Source organism: Serratia grimesii NBRC 13537 (assembly GCF_001590905.1).
Classification (GTDB): Bacteria; Pseudomonadota; Gammaproteobacteria; order Enterobacterales; family Enterobacteriaceae; genus Serratia; species Serratia grimesii.
Genome location: NZ_BCTT01000014.1, coordinates 243092 through 259279 on the forward strand (window position 1 = coordinate 243092; position 16188 = coordinate 259279).

Here is a 16188-nt window from a genome sequence, read left to right on the forward strand (position 1 = left end):
AGCCATCTTACCGGAATGGGCATCGGGTTCACATTGCCCCTTGGCACACTTTGTCCACGTACAAATGAGGGTTTACATATAATACTAAAAAGTACACACTGGATTTTAAAGTCTACGAAACATTTCTACAGGAGCCCGTATGAGCAATTTATTCGACGCAATTGTTTCCGCCCATCAGCAATTGCGCCCACAGGTTCGCGTGACGCCGCTCGAACGCAGTGTTCTGTTGTCACAGCAACTGGGCTGTGAGCTATATCTGAAATGCGACCATCTGCAACATACCGGCTCTTTCAAATTTCGCGGTGCCAGCAACAAACTGCGGCTGCTGAATGATCAACAGCGCAGCCGCGGGGTAATAGCCGCCTCAACAGGCAATCACGGGCAGGCCGTTGCGCTGGCCGGCAAACTGATGGGTGTCAACGTGACGGTGTATGCTCCAGAAACGGCGGCCGCAATCAAACTGGAGACCATCCGTGCGCTGGGCGGCAAGGTAGAACTGGTACCGGGCGACGCACTGAATGCCGAACAGGCAGGGGAAAAGGCTGCCGTTGAGGAAGGTAAAGTCTATATCTCACCCTATAACGATCCACAGGTGGTTGCCGGTCAGGGCACTTGCGGCATGGAGTTGGTAGAGCAGCAAGCGGATTTGGATGCGGTGTTTGTCGCCGTGGGTGGTGGCGGCTATATTTCAGGAATTGGTACCGTTTTGCAGCAATTATCGCCGAAAACCCAACTTATTGCCTGCTGGCCGGAAAATGCCACCAGCATGTATAGCGCACTGCAGGCTGGCCACATCTATCCGGTGGAAGAACAGGATACCTTGTCAGATGGCACTGCCGGCGGCGTTGAGCCGGGTGCGATCACCTTCCCACTGTGCCAGCAGGTGATCGATCGCAAAGTATTGGTCAGTGAAGCGGAAATAAAACAGGCTATGCGCCAAATTGCCGCCAGCGACCGCTGGATTATTGAAGGTGCCGCCGGGGTCGCCTTAGCCGCCGCTATCAAACTCGCGCCCGAATTCCAGGGGAAAAAAGTGGCGGTGGTACTGTGCGGGAAAAACATCGTACTGGAAAAATACCTCAAGGCTATCTCCGATGAAAATCCTTAATAAACGGCAGATCCTTGACGCGTTCGATGCAGATGCTGTCACATTATTGCTCAAACAGGGATTTATTGCCTATTCCCAACAGCAGGTGCAACAACCGCCGGTGCAGCATTTCCTGTTTGAGCAAGCGGCAGGTGACTGTTGTATTAAATCGGCCTGGCTGGAGGGGGATGAACAATTTGTCGTCAAGGTTTCCTCTGGCTTTTACCGTAATCCGACGCAGGGGCTGGCCAGTAACCAAGGGCTGATGATGGCCTTCTCGGCGCAAACCGGTGAACCACAGGCATTGTTACTGGACGAGGGTTGGTTAACTGCATTACGTACCGCGCTAGCCGGGCGTATTGCCGCCGAACTGTGCGCACCAGCAGATATCCCAGCGATTGGCATCGTCGGCTGCGGCATGCAGGCCCAACTACAGTTACAACAGCTGAAAAACCAAATTTCCTGCCGTGAGGTTTGGGTATGGGGTCGCAACGAGCTGGCATTAGACACTTTCCGTCGCCAAGCTGAGGCGGAGGGATTTCGGGTGCAGACCACGCAAGATGCAGCGGAACTGGCGAGACACTGCCGGTTGATTGTCACCACGACCCCCAGTCGTGAACCCATTCTGCGGGCAGCAGATATTCAACCCGGCACCCACATCACCGCCGTCGGTGCAGACGCCCACGGCAAGCAGGAGTTGACAGCCGATCTGGTGGCCAGGGCGGATGTGCTGTTAGTGGATGCTTTGGCGCAATGTGCAGATTATGGTGAAATCGCCACCGCTTATCGGCAGGGTTTACTTAAATCGACGCCGATCGTCGAATTGGGTACGGCATTGGCTCGGGGGATAAAAGTGCGTAATGATGACCAGCAAATCACCCTCGCTGATCTGACCGGACTGGCGATTCAGGATGTGCAAATTGTGAAAGGTATTTTGGCACGGGTATAGGATGTCTTTAGGGGCGCAACTGCGCCCCTTTAATTCATCGCACTATCAGGCATTCAACACAAACTTCTCGATAGCACGTGCCACGCCGTCTTCAGTGTTGGTGGTGGTCACAAATTGCGCCACCGCTTTCAGTTCCGGGATAGCGTTACCCATTGCAACGCCAACGCCCGCATATTCGATCATCGCGGTATCGTTAGCCTGGTCACCCAACGTCATCACGTTTTCACGTGCAATACCGAGATGATCGGCCAGCATTTTCACGCCGGTTCCTTTATCTACATTTTTATGCAGGATCTCCAGGAAATACGGCGCGCTCTTCAGGATGGTGTATCGCTCCAGCGTTTCTGCCGGGATGCGCGCGATGGCGCGGTCCAACAGCTCTGGCTCGTCAACCATCATCAATTTCGGGAAAATAATCGAAGGGTCCATCTCTTCCACGCTGCGGTACTTCAGCGGAATACCGGTCATCTCCGACTCGTGCACGGTGTATTTGCCGATATCTTTGTTTGGGGTATACAGGGTATCGAAATCAAACGCCTGGTAATGGACACCAAACTCGCGCGCCATCTGCTCGAAGTAGAGATAATCCTCAAAGCCCAGTGTTTCTTGCAGGACGCAGGCGCCGTCTACCGCCTTCAAAACCAACGCGCCATTATAGGTAATACAAAAATCACCGGGGCCCTGAATGTCCAACTGACGCAGATAATCCTGCACGCCGACGTAAGGTCGCCCGGTGGCCAGCACCACATGCACCCCTTTGCGGCGTGCCTCGGTGATCGCCTGCTTTACCGCGGGCGTAATCTGGTGCTGCGGGTTGAGCAGCGTGCCGTCCATATCAATCGCAATCAGTTCAATAGCCATTCGATCTTCTCCCAGTGGTTTTTTCCCATGCTAACGCGTTTCAGCGTGCAATGTCAGCGCCAAAAAAGCGTAAAAAAATCCGTGCGGGTTGCCCGGCACGGATTTTCACAGCCATCAATGCGTTAGATATCGATATTTGCCGCTTTCAGGGCATTTTCTTCGATAAAGGCACGACGAGGTTCAACCGCATCACCCATCAGGGTGGTGAACAATTGGTCAGCGGCAATGGCGTCTTTCACGGTCACGCGCAGCATGCGGCGACTTTCCGGATCCATCGTGGTTTCCCACAGCTGCTCTGGGTTCATTTCACCCAGACCTTTATAACGCTGTACTGCCAGCCCACGGCGTGACTCTTTCACCAGCCACTCCAATGCCTGTTCGAAGCTTTCAACAGGTTGACGACGCTCACCACGTTCAATGAAGGCATCTTCTTCGATCAGGCCACGCAATTTCTCACCCAGCACGCAGATTTTGCGGTATTCACCACCGTGGATGAAGTCGAAGTCCAGCGCGTAATCGGTATCCACACCGTGGGTACGGATGCGCAGTACCGGCTCAAACATCTGGCGCTCACGGTTCTCAAAGATCACCGAGTCATAGCTGCTGCCGTGTTGTTCTTTGTCGTTCAGCAATTTCACCAGCGAATCAATCCAGGTTTTAACCTTGGCCTGATCGCTCAGATCGTCTTCCAACAAAGTTGGCTGGTAGATCAGGTTGTTCAGCAGTGCACGCGGGTAGCGGCGCTCCATACGACCTATCAACTTCTGCACGCTGTAGTGCTCGGCAACCAGTTTTTCCAATGGCTCACCGGCAAGCGCTGGGGCGCTGGCGTTGGTGTGCAGGGTTGCGCCGTCCATCGCGATGGCGATTTGGTACTGATCCATCGCTTCGTCATCTTTGATGTACTGCTCCTGCTTGCCTTTTTTCACCTTGTACAGCGGCGGCTGGGCAATGAACACGTGGCCGCGCTCAATGATTTCCGGCATCTGACGGTAGAAGAAGGTCAACAGCAGCGTACGGATGTGCGAGCCATCGACGTCGGCATCGGTCATGATGATGATGCTGTGATAACGCAGCTTGTCTGGGTTGTACTCATCACGGCCAATGCCGCAGCCCAGCGCGGTGATCAGCGTCGCCACTTCCTGCGAAGACAGCATTTTGTCGAAGCGGGCTTTCTCAACGTTGAGGATTTTACCTTTCAACGGCAAGATTGCCTGGTTCTTACGGTTACGCCCCTGCTTGGCAGAGCCGCCCGCTGAGTCCCCTTCCACCAGGTACAGTTCAGACAGTGCCGGGTCGCGTTCCTGGCAGTCCGCCAGTTTGCCCGGCAAGCCGGCCAGATCCAATGCGCCTTTACGACGGGTCATTTCACGCGCTTTACGCGCTGCTTCACGGGCACGTGCCGCATCGATGATTTTACCGACGACAATTTTCGCATCGCCCGGATTTTCCATCAGATAATCGACCAGCTTCTCGTTCATCAGCGTTTCAACCGCGGTTTTCACCTCGGAAGAAACCAGCTTGTCTTTGGTCTGAGAAGAGAACTTCGGATCCGGCACTTTTACTGACACAACGGCAATCAGACCTTCACGCGCATCGTCACCGGTAGCGCTGATCTTGGCCTTTTTGCTGTAACCTTCTTTATCCATGTAGCTGTTCAGGGTACGGGTCATCGCGGTACGGAAACCGACCAGATGGGTACCACCATCACGCTGTGGAATGTTGTTGGTAAAGCAGTAAATGTTTTCCTGGAAACCGTCGTTCCACTGCAACGCCACTTCCACACCGATGTCGTCTTTCACGGTAGAGAAATAGAATACGTTCGGGTGGATCGGGGTTTTGTTTTTGTTCAGGTACTCAACAAACGCCTTGATACCGCCTTCATAGTGGAAGTGGTCTTCTTTGTCGGTGCGCTTGTCTTTCAGGCGGATAGACACGCCAGAGTTCAGGAATGAGAGTTCGCGCAGGCGCTTGGCCAGAATGTCGTACTCAAATTCAGTATTATTGGTGAAGGTTTCGTAGCTCGGCCAGAAACGCACTGTGGTACCGGTCAGATCGGTTTCACCGACCACTTTCAGCGGTGCCAGTGGCTCGCCCATCGCATAGGTTTGCTCGTGTACCTTGCCTTCACGACGGATAACCAGTTCCAGCTTCTCGGACAAGGCGTTAACAACCGATACGCCTACACCGTGCAGACCGCCGGAAACCTTGTAGGAGTTGTCATCAAATTTGCCGCCGGCATGCAGCACAGTCATGATCACCTGTGCCGCAGAAACCCCTTCCTCTTCGTGAATACCGGTCGGGATACCACGGCCGTCATCCTGAACCGAAACAGAGTTGTCGGCATGGATAGTCACCTGAATGTCACTACAGTGGCCAGCGAGTGCTTCGTCGATAGCGTTGTCCACAACCTCGAATACCATGTGGTGCAGACCGGTGCCATCATCGGTGTCGCCGATATACATGCCCGGGCGCTTACGCACCGCGTCCAGCCCTTTTAATACCTTGATACTTGAGGAGTCATAAGAATTCGACATCAACGTTTCTCGCTCATTTTAGTCCTGTGGTTGAACCTCTATTTTACCTTGTTCCACGCGGAACATCTTGCCCTTTTCACCGGCCATGTCGGTCACTTGTTCAGCGCTAACAGCACTGACAAAGACCTGGGCCTGGGTGGCTTTCAGGCGATCGGCCAGCAACCGGCGACGGCCGGTGTCCAGCTCGGAGGCAAAATCATCAATCAGATACAGGCAACGCCGCCCGCTCTGCCGGGTGAGAAACTCACCCTGCGCTAAGCGCAACGCGCACATCAGCAACTTAAGCTGACCGCGCGATAACAAATCCTCTACCGGCGTGCCGTCGGCACGTATGCGAAAGTCCGCTTTATGCGGCCCCACCGCGGTATAGGTTAACGCCCTGTCGCGCTCAAACTGGCGCTCCAGTAGCTCTCCGTAGTCACTCTCTTTGTCCCAGCCACGCTGGAAAGAGAAACTCAGGGCAAATTCGGGCAAAAACTGCGCGCATGTCGCGGTAATATCCGCGGCAATCGCGTCGCTGTAAGCTGCCCGCCACTCACTGATACGCTCGGCCAAGGGGATCAATTCCTGATCCCAGGCACGGATCTGCGCATAGCGACTGACCTGGCGCAGCGCGGCATTGCGCTGCTTCAGTAACCGTTTCAGGTTGCTCCAGGCGGTGAAAAAACCGGGTTCGTTATGAAAACAACCCCAGTCCAGGAAGGCGCGCCGGAATTTCGGCCCGCCGTTTAGCAGGGTAAAACCTTCGGGGGTAATCAGTTGCATCGGCAATAACTGCGCCAGTTCAGCCACTTTGTGACCGTCACTGCCATCGATACGTACCTTGCTGTCCCCCTGACGGCTCTTGCTTAATCCTACGGATATTTCACGCTCTGCACCGTCAATGCGGCCGTGCAAAATGAATTCCGGCTGGTCGTGACGAATCACGCGCCCCGCCTGCAGGCTACGAAATGCCCGCCCGTGACCGAGGGTATACACCGCCTCAAGCACGCTGGTCTTTCCGCTGCCATTGGCACCCACCAGGAAATTGAACCCCGGCGCCAGTGCCAAATCCGCCGATTCAATATTGCGGAAATCTTTAATCAGTAAACGCGTTAATGCCATGCCAAATCCATCACCGGGAAATTACGCTCAATGCGAGGGCGTTATCAGCGCCGGCAGTTTACGTATGGACAGCGCACAGCAACCGGAGCGTACACAGAGTACGTGAGGATTGCGAGCACTGCCCAAGCGTAAAATGGCAAGCAAGATAGCCCGGATATCGATCACAAACGCATTGGCATGACGACATAGGCGGCAGACTTACTGGCACCGTCTTCGATCTGCACGCTGGAGACCGAATCAGTCAACAACAAGCGCACATCTTCACACTTGAGTGCATTCAATACATCCAGCACATAGCTGACGTTGAACCCAATTTCCATCTCAGTGCCGTCGTAGCTGACGTCGAGGATCTCTTCCGCTTCTTCCTGTTCAGGGTTGTTGGCGGTGATCTTGAGTTGGTTTTGGCTGACATACAGGCGCACACCGCGGAACTTTTCGTTCGACAAAATGGCCGCACGGGCAAAGGCCTGCTTAAGCAAGTCACAACCGGCTTCCAGCGTTTTGTCCGGGTTCTTCGGCAATACGCGACGATAATCAGGGAAACGACCGTCAACCAGCTTGGAGGTGAAGATAAAATCACCCACGTGCGCACGGATGTTGTTACTGCCGATCTGCAATTGCAGTAGCGTATCGCCACCGTCCAGCAGACGCACCAGTTCCATTACCCCTTTACGCGGCACGATCACCGAATGCGACGGTAATTGCTGGCCGATAGGCATCGAACACACCGCCAGACGGTGTCCATCGGTCGCCACGGTACGCAATTCTTCACCTTCGGTTTCGAACAGCATGCCGTTTAAGTAGTAGCGCACGTCCTGATGAGCCATCGAGAACTGCGTGGCTTCGATCAGGCGCTTAAGGGTCGCCTGCGGCAGAGAAAATTCAACTTCGCTCTGCCAGTCGTCCAGGTTCGGGAAATCTGCCGCCGGCAACGTAGAAAGAGAAAAACGACTGCGACCAGAACGCACCAGCATACGCTCGCCTTCCAACGTCACAGTGATCTCGGCCCCTTCAGGCAAGCCACGGCAGATATCAAATAATTTACGCGCGGGGACGGTAGTCGCGCCCGCCTCATGAGGTTGGGACAGGGCAACGCGCGCCACCATCTCCATCTCCAGATCGGTGCCGGTCAACAGCAGGCAGCCTTCCGTCACCTGCAACAGCAGGTTACCCAGAATTGGCAGCGTTGGGCGGCCGCCCAGCGGGCTGCTCACCTGTTGCAGCGGTTTTAGCAGATGCTCACGTTCAACGATAAATTTCATAGCGCTAGGAAGATAATGTTCTGATTAAATTGGAGAAATCTTCTTTGATGTCGTGACTTTCCTCACGCAACTGCTCGATCTTCCGGCAGGCGTGCAACACCGTGGTATGGTCGCGGCCACCAAACGCATCGCCGATTTCTGGCAGGCTGTGGTTGGTGAGTTCTTTCGCTAAGGCCATCGCCATTTGGCGTGGACGAGCAACGGAACGCGAGCGCCGCTTGGACAACAAATCTGCGATTTTAATTTTATAGTATTCCGCCACCGTCTTTTGAATATTATCGATGGTGACCAACTTTTCTTGCAGTGCCAGCAGATCGCGCAGCGCTTCACGCACGAAATCAATGGTAATGGCACGTCCGGTAAAGTTTGCGTTGGCGATCACGCGGTTTAACGCCCCTTCGAGCTCACGCACGTTGGAACGCAGGCGCTTGGCGATAAAGAACGCCACTTCGCCTGGCAGACGGATATTGTTCTCGTCAGCCTTTTTCATCAGGATCGCTACGCGGGTTTCCAGCTCCGGCGGTTCGATGGCAACCGTTAATCCCCAACCGAAGCGGGATTTCAGGCGATCTTCCACCCCGTTAATCTCTTTAGGATAACGGTCCGAAGTCAGGATAATCTGCTGATTGCCTTCTAACAGGGCGTTAAAGGTATGGAAGAACTCTTCCTGCGAACGCTCTTTGTTGGCAAAAAATTGGATGTCATCGATCAGCAGTGCATCGACCGAACGGTAATAACGCTTAAATTCTTCAATGGCATTGTTCTGCAACGCTTTGACCATGTCTTGCACAAAGCGTTCAGAGTGCATGTAGACCACTTTGGCGTTAGCTTTGCGCGCCATGATGCCGTTGCCCACCGCGTGCAACAGGTGAGTTTTACCCAGGCCGGTGCCACCATAAAGGAACAACGGGTTATAAGCACCACCTGGGTTATCCGCTACCTGGCGAGCCGCCGCGCGCGCCAACTGGTTGGATTTACCTTCAACAAAGTTATCAAAGGTATGCTTTGGGTTAACGTTGGAACGGTAAGAAAGCTCTGGCTGCGGCGCCGCGTTGTCCCAGCTTGGCCGGGTAGGCGCAGCAACGCGTACCACGGGTGCACTCGGGGCGCTAACACTGGCGGTGACAGTTTGGCTGATGATTTGGGAAAGCGGTTTGCTGCCCACTTCAAAACGCAACAATGGGGCATCCGTACCGCAGAAATCATTCAACAGGCCATTGATATTGTTTAAGTACTTATCGCGAACCCAATCCAGCACAAAACGATTGGGCGCATAAAGCGCCAGGGTGTTGTCACTCAGTTCCGCCTGCAATGGGCGTATCCACATACTAAATTCTGTGGCAGGTAACTCATCCTGCAATCGGGCAAGACACTGCTGCCAAAGCGAAAGTGACACGGCGGACTCCACTCGAACAAGATCAATAAAAGAAAAGAATCAGGCTACTTTTTTATAACTCATGATTTTTGACACATACCCGGCATCGGCAGTTTGCCTGTGGGGGATGCGAACCGCCTTTCACGGTTTATGTCCCTCACGATCCCCGCTTGAGAGATCGCGATCGGAATGACGGATCATAGCGCAATCCGCGCAAGAGATCCTCCCCTTCATCACAGATTAGATCCATTTTATCCACAGGCCCCGGCCTGCGGCGATCTTTTCACCAGTCACGCTAAATTGCAGGCAAAATCCCGTGTGAGTAACGGTATTTTTTACATTGTCAACCGGTTATACCCTGTTATCCACGCCGGATCCTGGGTTTTCGCTATAAGGATCGCATCGGGATCCTTGCGATTTACCCCTGAGTCCGTATAATCTTCGCCCTACGTGTGTACCTGGTTCCTTAATGGTGAGTCATTAACCGGACAGGATTCTGCGGTGACCACGGGCCAAGACCGGATTTTACTCCGTATTGGCAGACAACCAGGTAGGCTAGCGCAATGTGAATTGACTCAGGACTGTACAATTATTACAATCCCGCCTCTTTATATATTGCGATTGAGGCGTCGGTCGTCTTCACGCCGAGTAGCCAAACGCGTTTACTGATCAGTAATTATTTTAAGTTTAGGTAGAAATCGCCATGAAACGCACTTTCCAACCGTCCGTATTGAAGCGTAACCGTAGCCACGGTTTCCGTGCTCGTATGGCCACCAAAAATGGTCGTCAAGTTCTGGCCCGCCGTCGTGCGAAAGGCCGTTCTCGTCTGACTGTTTCTAAGTAATAAAAGCTAACCCGCTGAGTGGTTAAGCTCGCTTTTCCCAGGGAGTTACGTTTGTTAACTCCCACTCACTTCACTTTCGTCTTCCAGCAGCCACAACGGGCTGGCACGCCGCAAATCACCATCCTCGGCCGCCTGAACCAGCTGGGGCATCCCCGCATCGGTCTTACTGTCGCCAAAAAACACGTCAAACGCGCGCATGAACGCAATCGGATAAAACGCCTAACCCGCGAAAGCTTCCGTTTACTTCAGCACGAGTTACCGGCGATGGATTTTGTCGTAGTGGCCAAAAAAGGGATAGCGGATTTGGATAACCGCGCGCTGACGGAAGCTTTGGAAAAATTATGGCGTCGCCACTGTCGCCAGGCTCCCGCATCCTGATCGGGCTGGTGCGAGCTTACCAGCTCGTCATCAGTCCGCTGCTTGGGCCTCGTTGTCGCTTCCAGCCGACATGCTCTCATTACGCAATTGAGGCATTAAGCAGGTTTGGCATGATAAAAGGCAGTTGGTTAGCATTGAAACGCGTATTAAAATGCCACCCTTTGAACCCAGGTGGCGATGATCCCGTGCCGCCGAAACCCGACGATAACAGAGAACACTAACGATGGATTCGCAACGCAATCTTCTCCTCATCGCTCTGCTGTTCGTGTCTTTCATGATCTGGCAAGCCTGGCAAACGGACAATGCTCCGCAACCAGTCGCTCAGACCACGCAACAGACTTCGAACACTGCTACCGGTGATGCCGCAAGCTCAGCAGTTCCAGCCAGTGGCCTGGGTAAACTGATTACCGTTAACACTGACGTGCTGTCGCTGACCATCAACACCCGTGGTGGTGATATCGAGCAGGCTAAACTGTTGGCCTACCCGGACACTCTGGGTTCATCGACGCCATTCCAGTTGCTGGAAACAACACCGTCATTTGTTTATCAGGCGCAAAGCGGCCTGACCGGCAGAAACGGTCCGGATAACCCGGCAAACGGCGAACGTCCTCTGTTCCAGGCGGCGCAGGACAGCTATACCCTGCCAGAAGGCCAGGATGAGTTGCGCATTCCGCTGACCTTTACCGGTAAAGACGGTGCGATCTACACCAAGACTTTCGTGCTCAAGCGTAACCATTACGCAGTTGGCGTTGACTACAACGTTGACAACAAAGGCACAACTCCGCTGGAACTGACCCTGTTCGGCCAACTGAAGCAGACGACTGAGCTGCCTAAGCACCGCGACACCGGCAGCAACAACTTCGCTCTGCACACCTTCCGTGGTGCGGCGTATTCATCCAGCGATGACAAATATCAGAAGTATGCGTTCGATAAGGACGAGAACCTGAGTGTCACCACGCAAGGCGGTTGGGTTGCGATGCTGCAACAGTACTTCGCCACTGCCTGGGTACCGGCAACGCAGGGTAGCAACACCTTCTATACCGCCAAGCCTGGCGATAACCTGTCTACCATCGGCTTCAAATCTACGCCGGTAGTGGTACAGCCTGGTGCGCAACAACAGCTGAATGCGACCCTGTGGGTTGGCCCAGAACTGCAAGATCAGATGGCCCAACTGGCACCGCATCTGGATCTGACCGTGGATTACGGTTGGTTGTGGTTCATCTCCCAGCCGCTGTTCAAACTGCTGAAGTTCATCCACGGCTTTATCGGTAACTGGGGCTTCTCAATTATCATCATCACCTTCATCGTGCGTGGCATCATGTACCCGCTGACCAAAGCGCAGTACACCTCGATGGCGAAAATGCGCATGCTGCAACCAAAACTGCAGGCGATGCGTGAGCGTATTGGTGATGACAAACAGCGCATGAGCCAAGAAATGATGGCGCTGTACAAGTCTGAGAAAGTGAACCCGTTGGGAGGTTGTCTGCCGCTGGTTATCCAGATGCCAATCTTCCTGGCGCTGTACTACATGTTGATGGGTTCCGTTGAGCTGCGCCATGCGCCGTTCGCCCTGTGGATCCATGACCTGTCAGCGCAAGACCCGTACTACATCTTGCCAATCCTGATGGGCGTGACGATGTTCTTCATCCAGAAGATGTCGCCGACCACCGTGACTGACCCGATGCAGCAAAAAATCATGACCTTTATGCCGGTGATCTTCACAGTGTTCTTCCTGTGGTTCCCGTCTGGTCTGGTGCTGTACTACATCGTCAGTAACCTGGTGACCATCCTCCAGCAGCAGTTGATTTACCGCGGCCTGGAAAAACGTGGCTTACACAGCCGCGACAAGAAAAAGACCTAAGCGTAGTGTAAGGGTTCGGCACGCTGAACCCTTGCTGCGATAGAGAAGAGGCGGTCATTAAGACCGCCTTTTTGCATATTGAATTGTCAGAGAGAATCATTATGAGCACTACCGATACCATCGTAGCCCAAGCCACCCCGCCGGGACGCGGCGGCGTCGGCATTTTGCGCATTTCCGGCCGTGGCGCCAAAGACGTCGCCCAAGCGCTGCTCGGCAAACTGCCCAAGCCGCGTTACGCCGATTACCTGCCATTCCGTGATGCCGATGGTGCTACTTTGGATCAGGGTATTGCGTTGTGGTTCCCAGGCCCCAATTCGTTTACCGGTGAAGACGTGCTGGAACTGCAAGGCCACGGTGGGCCGGTTATCCTCGATCTGCTACTCAAACGTGTGCTGGCGTTGCCCGATGTGCGCATCGCACGGCCCGGTGAGTTCTCCGAGCGCGCATTCCTCAACGACAAGCTCGATCTGGCGCAAGCGGAGGCGATTGCCGACTTGATCGACGCCAGTTCAGAGCAAGCGGCACGTTCCGCAATGAACTCGTTGCAAGGGGCATTCTCTACCCGTATCCACCAGCTTGTGGAAGCACTCACTCACTTGCGAATCTATGTGGAAGCAGCGATCGACTTCCCTGATGAAGAAATCGACTTCTTGTCTGACGGTAAAATCGAAGCGCAACTCAACGGTGTCATGGCCGATCTGGACAGCGTGCGTGCCGAGGCGCGTCAAGGTAGCCTTCTGCGTGAAGGGATGAAAGTGGTCATCGCTGGGCGACCAAACGCCGGAAAATCCAGCCTGCTGAACGCATTAGCCGGCCGTGAAGCCGCGATCGTCACCGATATCGCTGGCACCACTCGCGATGTATTGCGTGAACATATTCACATCGACGGTATGCCACTGCATATCATAGACACCGCAGGCCTGCGTGAAGCCAGTGACGAAGTTGAACGTATCGGTATCGAACGTGCATGGAACGAGATCGAACAGGCGGACCGTGTACTGTTTATGGTCGACGGTACCACCACCGCGGCTACCGAACCGACAGAGATTTGGCCAGAATTTATGGCGCGTCTGCCACACAGCCTGCCCATCACCGTAGTACGTAATAAAGCCGATATCACCGGTGAGACGCTGGGTATGACCGAAGTAAATGGCCACTCACTTATTCGCCTGTCGGCGCGTACCGGCGAAGGTATCGATCTGCTGCGTGATCATCTTAAGCAGAGTATGGGCTTCACCAGTAATATGGAAGGCGGCTTCCTGGCACGCCGTCGTCACCTGCAGGCACTTGAGCAAGCAGCCCAGCATCTGGTTGAGGGCAAAGAACAGTTAGTGAGCGCTTACGCGGGGGAGCTGCTGGCCGAAGAATTGCGTCTGGCACAGCAAGCGCTGAGTGAAATCACCGGTGAGTTTACCTCCGATGATCTGCTGGGACGTATTTTCTCCAGCTTCTGTATCGGTAAGTAAGCCAAAAATACGGCCCAGGGCTGATTTTTCACCACCAGAGCGGGTAAATTATTTTACTTGCTCTCGGTGATTGATGCCTGAGCGGCCGGTCACAGCACCCTTCAGAGCCAACGCGATATACTGAGCGGCAAAGTATCCCCTCTCAGGAAAGAGCAGGCATGGCATTAACCCTCAGAGTGTTGCTGGAAAACCGACGCGCCGCCAGCGTGGACAAATCATTGCAGGCTAAAGCCGGGTTAAGCCTGTTGATTCAGGATGAAACCGACTTGGTTTTATTCGATACCGGCCCTGACGGCAGTTTTCTGCATAACGCGACGCTGATGGGCATCGACCTGTCCCGAATAACCGCCACCGTGCTGTCACATGGCCATTATGACCACTGCGGTGGCGTCCCCTGGTTACCCGATAACAGCCGTATCATCTGCCATCCGCAAATCGCCGACGAGCGCTACGCAGCCATGAAGCTACTTGGCCGCACCCAAAAAATAAAAAAACTGTCGCTGGATATTGATTACTCGCGCCATCGCATGGAGTACAGCCGTCAGCCACTGCAGATCAGCGAACGCTTTATGTGGTCAGGAGAGATCACGGTTGCCAAACCGAAGGCCTATGGCGTGATCGGTGGCAAAACTGAGGCGGTGGATTATGTTATCGACGAAGGCGTGCTGATTTATAAGTCCGAACGCGGGCTGGTGATTATTACCGGCTGTGGGCATCGCGGGATCATTAACATCGTGCGTCACTGCCAAAAGATCACCGGGGTCAGTAAGATCCATGCGTTGATCGGCGGATTCCATCTGCGCTGTGCATCGCCGCGCCGGATATGGCAGGCTCGACAGTTTCTGAATCAGCAAAAGCCAGAAAAACTCATGGGCTGCCATTGTACCGGTACCTGGGGGCGGCTGTGGCTACCGGAGATGATATCACCGGCAACGGGAGACACTTTCGTTCTGGAATAATACGCCAACAAGTACATTGGTTTTCCCCGCCGAACGATTGAACAAGGTCCAGATCCCCCCACCTTGCCAAAATTCACCTAAGCTTATCTCAGCCATTTTTGTCGGGAGAGATAAGAAAAAATGAATGAACCACTGGATTTACTGGGTGTCGGCCTTGGCCCCTTCAATCTCAGCCTGGCCGCGCTGGCCTATGAAAGTGGTGACATCAATTACACTTTTCTCGATCGAAACGCCAGCTTCCGCTGGCATCCCGGTATGCTACTGCCTTCCGCCTATATGCAGACCTATGTACTGCAGGACCTGGTTACGGCGGTAACACCCCGTAGCCAATTCTCCTTTATCAACTATCTGGTCGAGCAGAAAAAAATTTATCGATTTTTGATCACCGAACAGCAAATTATCAGCCGTGAAGAGTTCTCCGACTACTTGAGTTGGGCCTGCGATAGATTAGATGGACTACAGTTTTCACAGTCGGTTGAAAGTATTGATTTTGACGATGACAAGCAGCTGTTCGAGGTGCGCACTATCAACCAGACTTTGTGGGCGAAGAATATTTGCCTGGGTACCGGTCACGCCCCTTGGTTACCGGCGGAGTTTTATCCGATGCTGGGAGAAAACTGCCTGCATGCTGCCGAAATCGCCATTCGTAATCCGGACCTTAGGGGCAAACGCGTAACCATTGTCGGAGGAGGCCAAAGTGGTGCAGATATTTTCCTGAACGCGCTACGCGGCCATTGGGGAGAAACAGCACAGCTAGACTGGATTTCCCGTCGCCCTAACTTCCAACCGCTGGACGAGTCCGCCTTTACCAATGAATATTTCACCCCGGAATACGTCGACTATTTTTATACTCTGCCGCAGGATATTCGTGAACGCGAGATAAAGGCTCAGAAGTTACCTGCGGACGGTATCAGTAATCATACGCTGCGTACGCTGTACCGTGAGTTGTACATGCGTTTCGACGTCATGCATCAGCCGCGTAATGTACGTCTTTTACCGCACCGTACGCTGCTGGCAATCGAACCAACGGACAGAGGCTATCAATTACGAACCCGCCACGGTTTGGAGAATCGCCAGGAAGGATTTCACGCCGACGTCGTCATTTTAGCAACAGGTTACCGCCCTTCACTCCCATCCTACCTAAAGCCACTGTTACCGCGCATACCTTTCGACGACCAGCAACACTTGCCACTGCTACCGGATTTTAACCTTGAGTGGCAAGGACCTGAACAGAATCGCATTTATGCGGTGAATGCCGGTATACATAGTCACGGCAGTGCCGAAGGGGGCCTTAGCCTGATGGCTTGGCGCTCTGCCCGCATTCTCAATCATCTACTCGGCAAACCCCATTTTGATTTGACGCCGAACGCATCGATGATCCAATGGTGGAGCGACGCCCCTCCAGACAACGATATTACAAAGTCCAACAAATAGGATAAAACGCATACTGTTTTTTAATGATAAATCCTAGACTTATGCTTAATCTAATCCTCCTGCGTTTTCAG

Annotated in this window: 14 protein-coding genes; 9 read left to right on the forward strand and 5 right to left on the reverse strand. The window is 53.7% G+C overall.

Annotation, left to right across the window (positions count from 1 at the left end):
* The first annotated feature begins 139 nt into the window (after positions 1–139).
* Both SGR01S_RS18440 and SGR01S_RS18445 read left to right on the forward strand, forming a co-directional pair.
* Positions 140–1108 (forward strand): threonine/serine dehydratase, encoded by a 969-nt coding sequence (locus SGR01S_RS18440; protein WP_061808233.1) that lies wholly within the window; start codon positions 140–142, stop codon positions 1106–1108.
* Positions 1095–2036: an ornithine cyclodeaminase family protein gene (locus SGR01S_RS18445; protein WP_061808234.1), complete on the forward strand. Its 942-nt coding sequence runs from the start codon at positions 1095–1097 to the stop codon at positions 2034–2036. Before SGR01S_RS18440 ends, SGR01S_RS18445 begins: the two co-directional genes overlap by 14 nt.
* 45 nt (positions 2037–2081) lie before the next feature.
* On the opposite strand, the gene yidA is transcribed toward SGR01S_RS18445, so the two are convergent.
* From yidA to dnaA, 5 genes are all read right to left on the reverse strand, one after another.
* Positions 2082–2897, reverse strand: a complete 816-nt coding sequence (yidA, locus tag SGR01S_RS18450; protein ID WP_061808235.1) for a sugar-phosphatase — start codon at positions 2895–2897, stop codon at positions 2082–2084.
* 122 nt (positions 2898–3019) lie between these two features.
* A complete protein-coding gene (gene gyrB / locus SGR01S_RS18455) occupies positions 3020–5434 on the reverse strand; it encodes a DNA topoisomerase (ATP-hydrolyzing) subunit B (protein ID WP_037421188.1) in 2415 nt (804 codons plus the stop codon).
* Between the two features lie 18 nt (positions 5435–5452).
* Positions 5453–6538: a DNA replication/repair protein RecF gene (recF, locus tag SGR01S_RS18460; RefSeq protein ID WP_061808236.1), complete on the reverse strand. Its 1086-nt coding sequence runs from the start codon at positions 6536–6538 to the stop codon at positions 5453–5455.
* 161 nt (positions 6539–6699) lie between these two features.
* Positions 6700–7800 (reverse strand): DNA polymerase III subunit beta, encoded by a 1101-nt coding sequence (gene dnaN / locus SGR01S_RS18465; protein ID WP_037421192.1) that lies wholly within the window; start codon positions 7798–7800, stop codon positions 6700–6702.
* Positions 7801–7804: 4 nt separating this feature from the next.
* A complete protein-coding gene (dnaA, locus tag SGR01S_RS18470) occupies positions 7805–9196 on the reverse strand; it encodes a chromosomal replication initiator protein DnaA (protein WP_037421193.1) in 1392 nt (463 codons plus the stop codon).
* A 682-nt stretch (positions 9197–9878) separates the two neighbouring features.
* Here dnaA and rpmH point away from each other — a divergent pair.
* From rpmH to SGR01S_RS18500, 7 genes are all read left to right on the forward strand, one after another.
* On the forward strand, positions 9879–10019 hold the full coding sequence (gene rpmH, locus SGR01S_RS18475; protein ID WP_003849659.1) for a 50S ribosomal protein L34: 141 nt from the start codon (positions 9879–9881) through the stop codon (positions 10017–10019).
* 18 nt (positions 10020–10037) lie between these two features.
* Positions 10038–10397, forward strand: a complete 360-nt coding sequence (gene rnpA, locus SGR01S_RS23895; protein ID WP_025123954.1) for a ribonuclease P protein component — start codon at positions 10038–10040, stop codon at positions 10395–10397.
* Entirely contained in the window at positions 10361–10618 is a 258-nt protein-coding gene (yidD, locus tag SGR01S_RS23900; protein WP_012004505.1) for a membrane protein insertion efficiency factor YidD, read from the forward strand. Before rnpA ends, yidD begins: the two co-directional genes overlap by 37 nt.
* A 2-nt stretch (positions 10619–10620) precedes the next feature.
* Complete coding sequence (gene yidC, locus SGR01S_RS18485; protein WP_061808237.1) at positions 10621–12258, forward strand: membrane protein insertase YidC; 1638 nt, start codon at positions 10621–10623, stop codon at positions 12256–12258.
* 101 nt (positions 12259–12359) lie between these two features.
* Positions 12360–13724 carry a tRNA uridine-5-carboxymethylaminomethyl(34) synthesis GTPase MnmE gene (mnmE, locus tag SGR01S_RS18490; RefSeq protein WP_061808238.1) on the forward strand — a complete coding sequence of 455 codons (1365 nt, stop codon included), beginning with the start codon at positions 12360–12362 and terminating at the stop codon, positions 13722–13724.
* 158 nt (positions 13725–13882) lie between these two features.
* Complete coding sequence (locus SGR01S_RS18495; RefSeq protein ID WP_037421204.1) at positions 13883–14683, forward strand: MBL fold metallo-hydrolase; 801 nt, start codon at positions 13883–13885, stop codon at positions 14681–14683.
* A 120-nt stretch (positions 14684–14803) separates the two neighbouring features.
* Positions 14804–16117 (forward strand): lysine N(6)-hydroxylase/L-ornithine N(5)-oxygenase family protein, encoded by a 1314-nt coding sequence (locus tag SGR01S_RS18500; RefSeq protein WP_061808239.1) that lies wholly within the window; start codon positions 14804–14806, stop codon positions 16115–16117.
* Positions 16118–16188: the final 71 nt, after the last annotated feature.

Coding starts and splice junctions, on each gene's coding strand:
- yidA (WP_061808235.1), bottom strand. CDS start 2,897: ATGGCTATTGAACTGATTGCGATTGATATGGACGGCACGCTGCTCAAC.
- dnaN (WP_037421192.1), bottom strand. CDS start 7,800: ATGAAATTTATCGTTGAACGTGAGCATCTGCTAAAACCGCTGCAACAG.
- yidD (WP_012004505.1), top strand. CDS start 10,361: ATGGCGTCGCCACTGTCGCCAGGCTCCCGCATCCTGATCGGGCTGGTG.
- SGR01S_RS18500 (WP_061808239.1), top strand. CDS start 14,804: ATGAATGAACCACTGGATTTACTGGGTGTCGGCCTTGGCCCCTTCAAT.
- SGR01S_RS18445 (WP_061808234.1), top strand. CDS start 1,095: ATGAAAATCCTTAATAAACGGCAGATCCTTGACGCGTTCGATGCAGAT.
- SGR01S_RS18440 (WP_061808233.1), top strand. CDS start 140: ATGAGCAATTTATTCGACGCAATTGTTTCCGCCCATCAGCAATTGCGC.
- rpmH (WP_003849659.1), top strand. CDS start 9,879: ATGAAACGCACTTTCCAACCGTCCGTATTGAAGCGTAACCGTAGCCAC.
- recF (WP_061808236.1), bottom strand. CDS start 6,538: ATGGCATTAACGCGTTTACTGATTAAAGATTTCCGCAATATTGAATCG.
- mnmE (WP_061808238.1), top strand. CDS start 12,360: ATGAGCACTACCGATACCATCGTAGCCCAAGCCACCCCGCCGGGACGC.
- yidC (WP_061808237.1), top strand. CDS start 10,621: ATGGATTCGCAACGCAATCTTCTCCTCATCGCTCTGCTGTTCGTGTCT.
- gyrB (WP_037421188.1), bottom strand. CDS start 5,434: ATGTCGAATTCTTATGACTCCTCAAGTATCAAGGTATTAAAAGGGCTG.
- SGR01S_RS18495 (WP_037421204.1), top strand. CDS start 13,883: ATGGCATTAACCCTCAGAGTGTTGCTGGAAAACCGACGCGCCGCCAGC.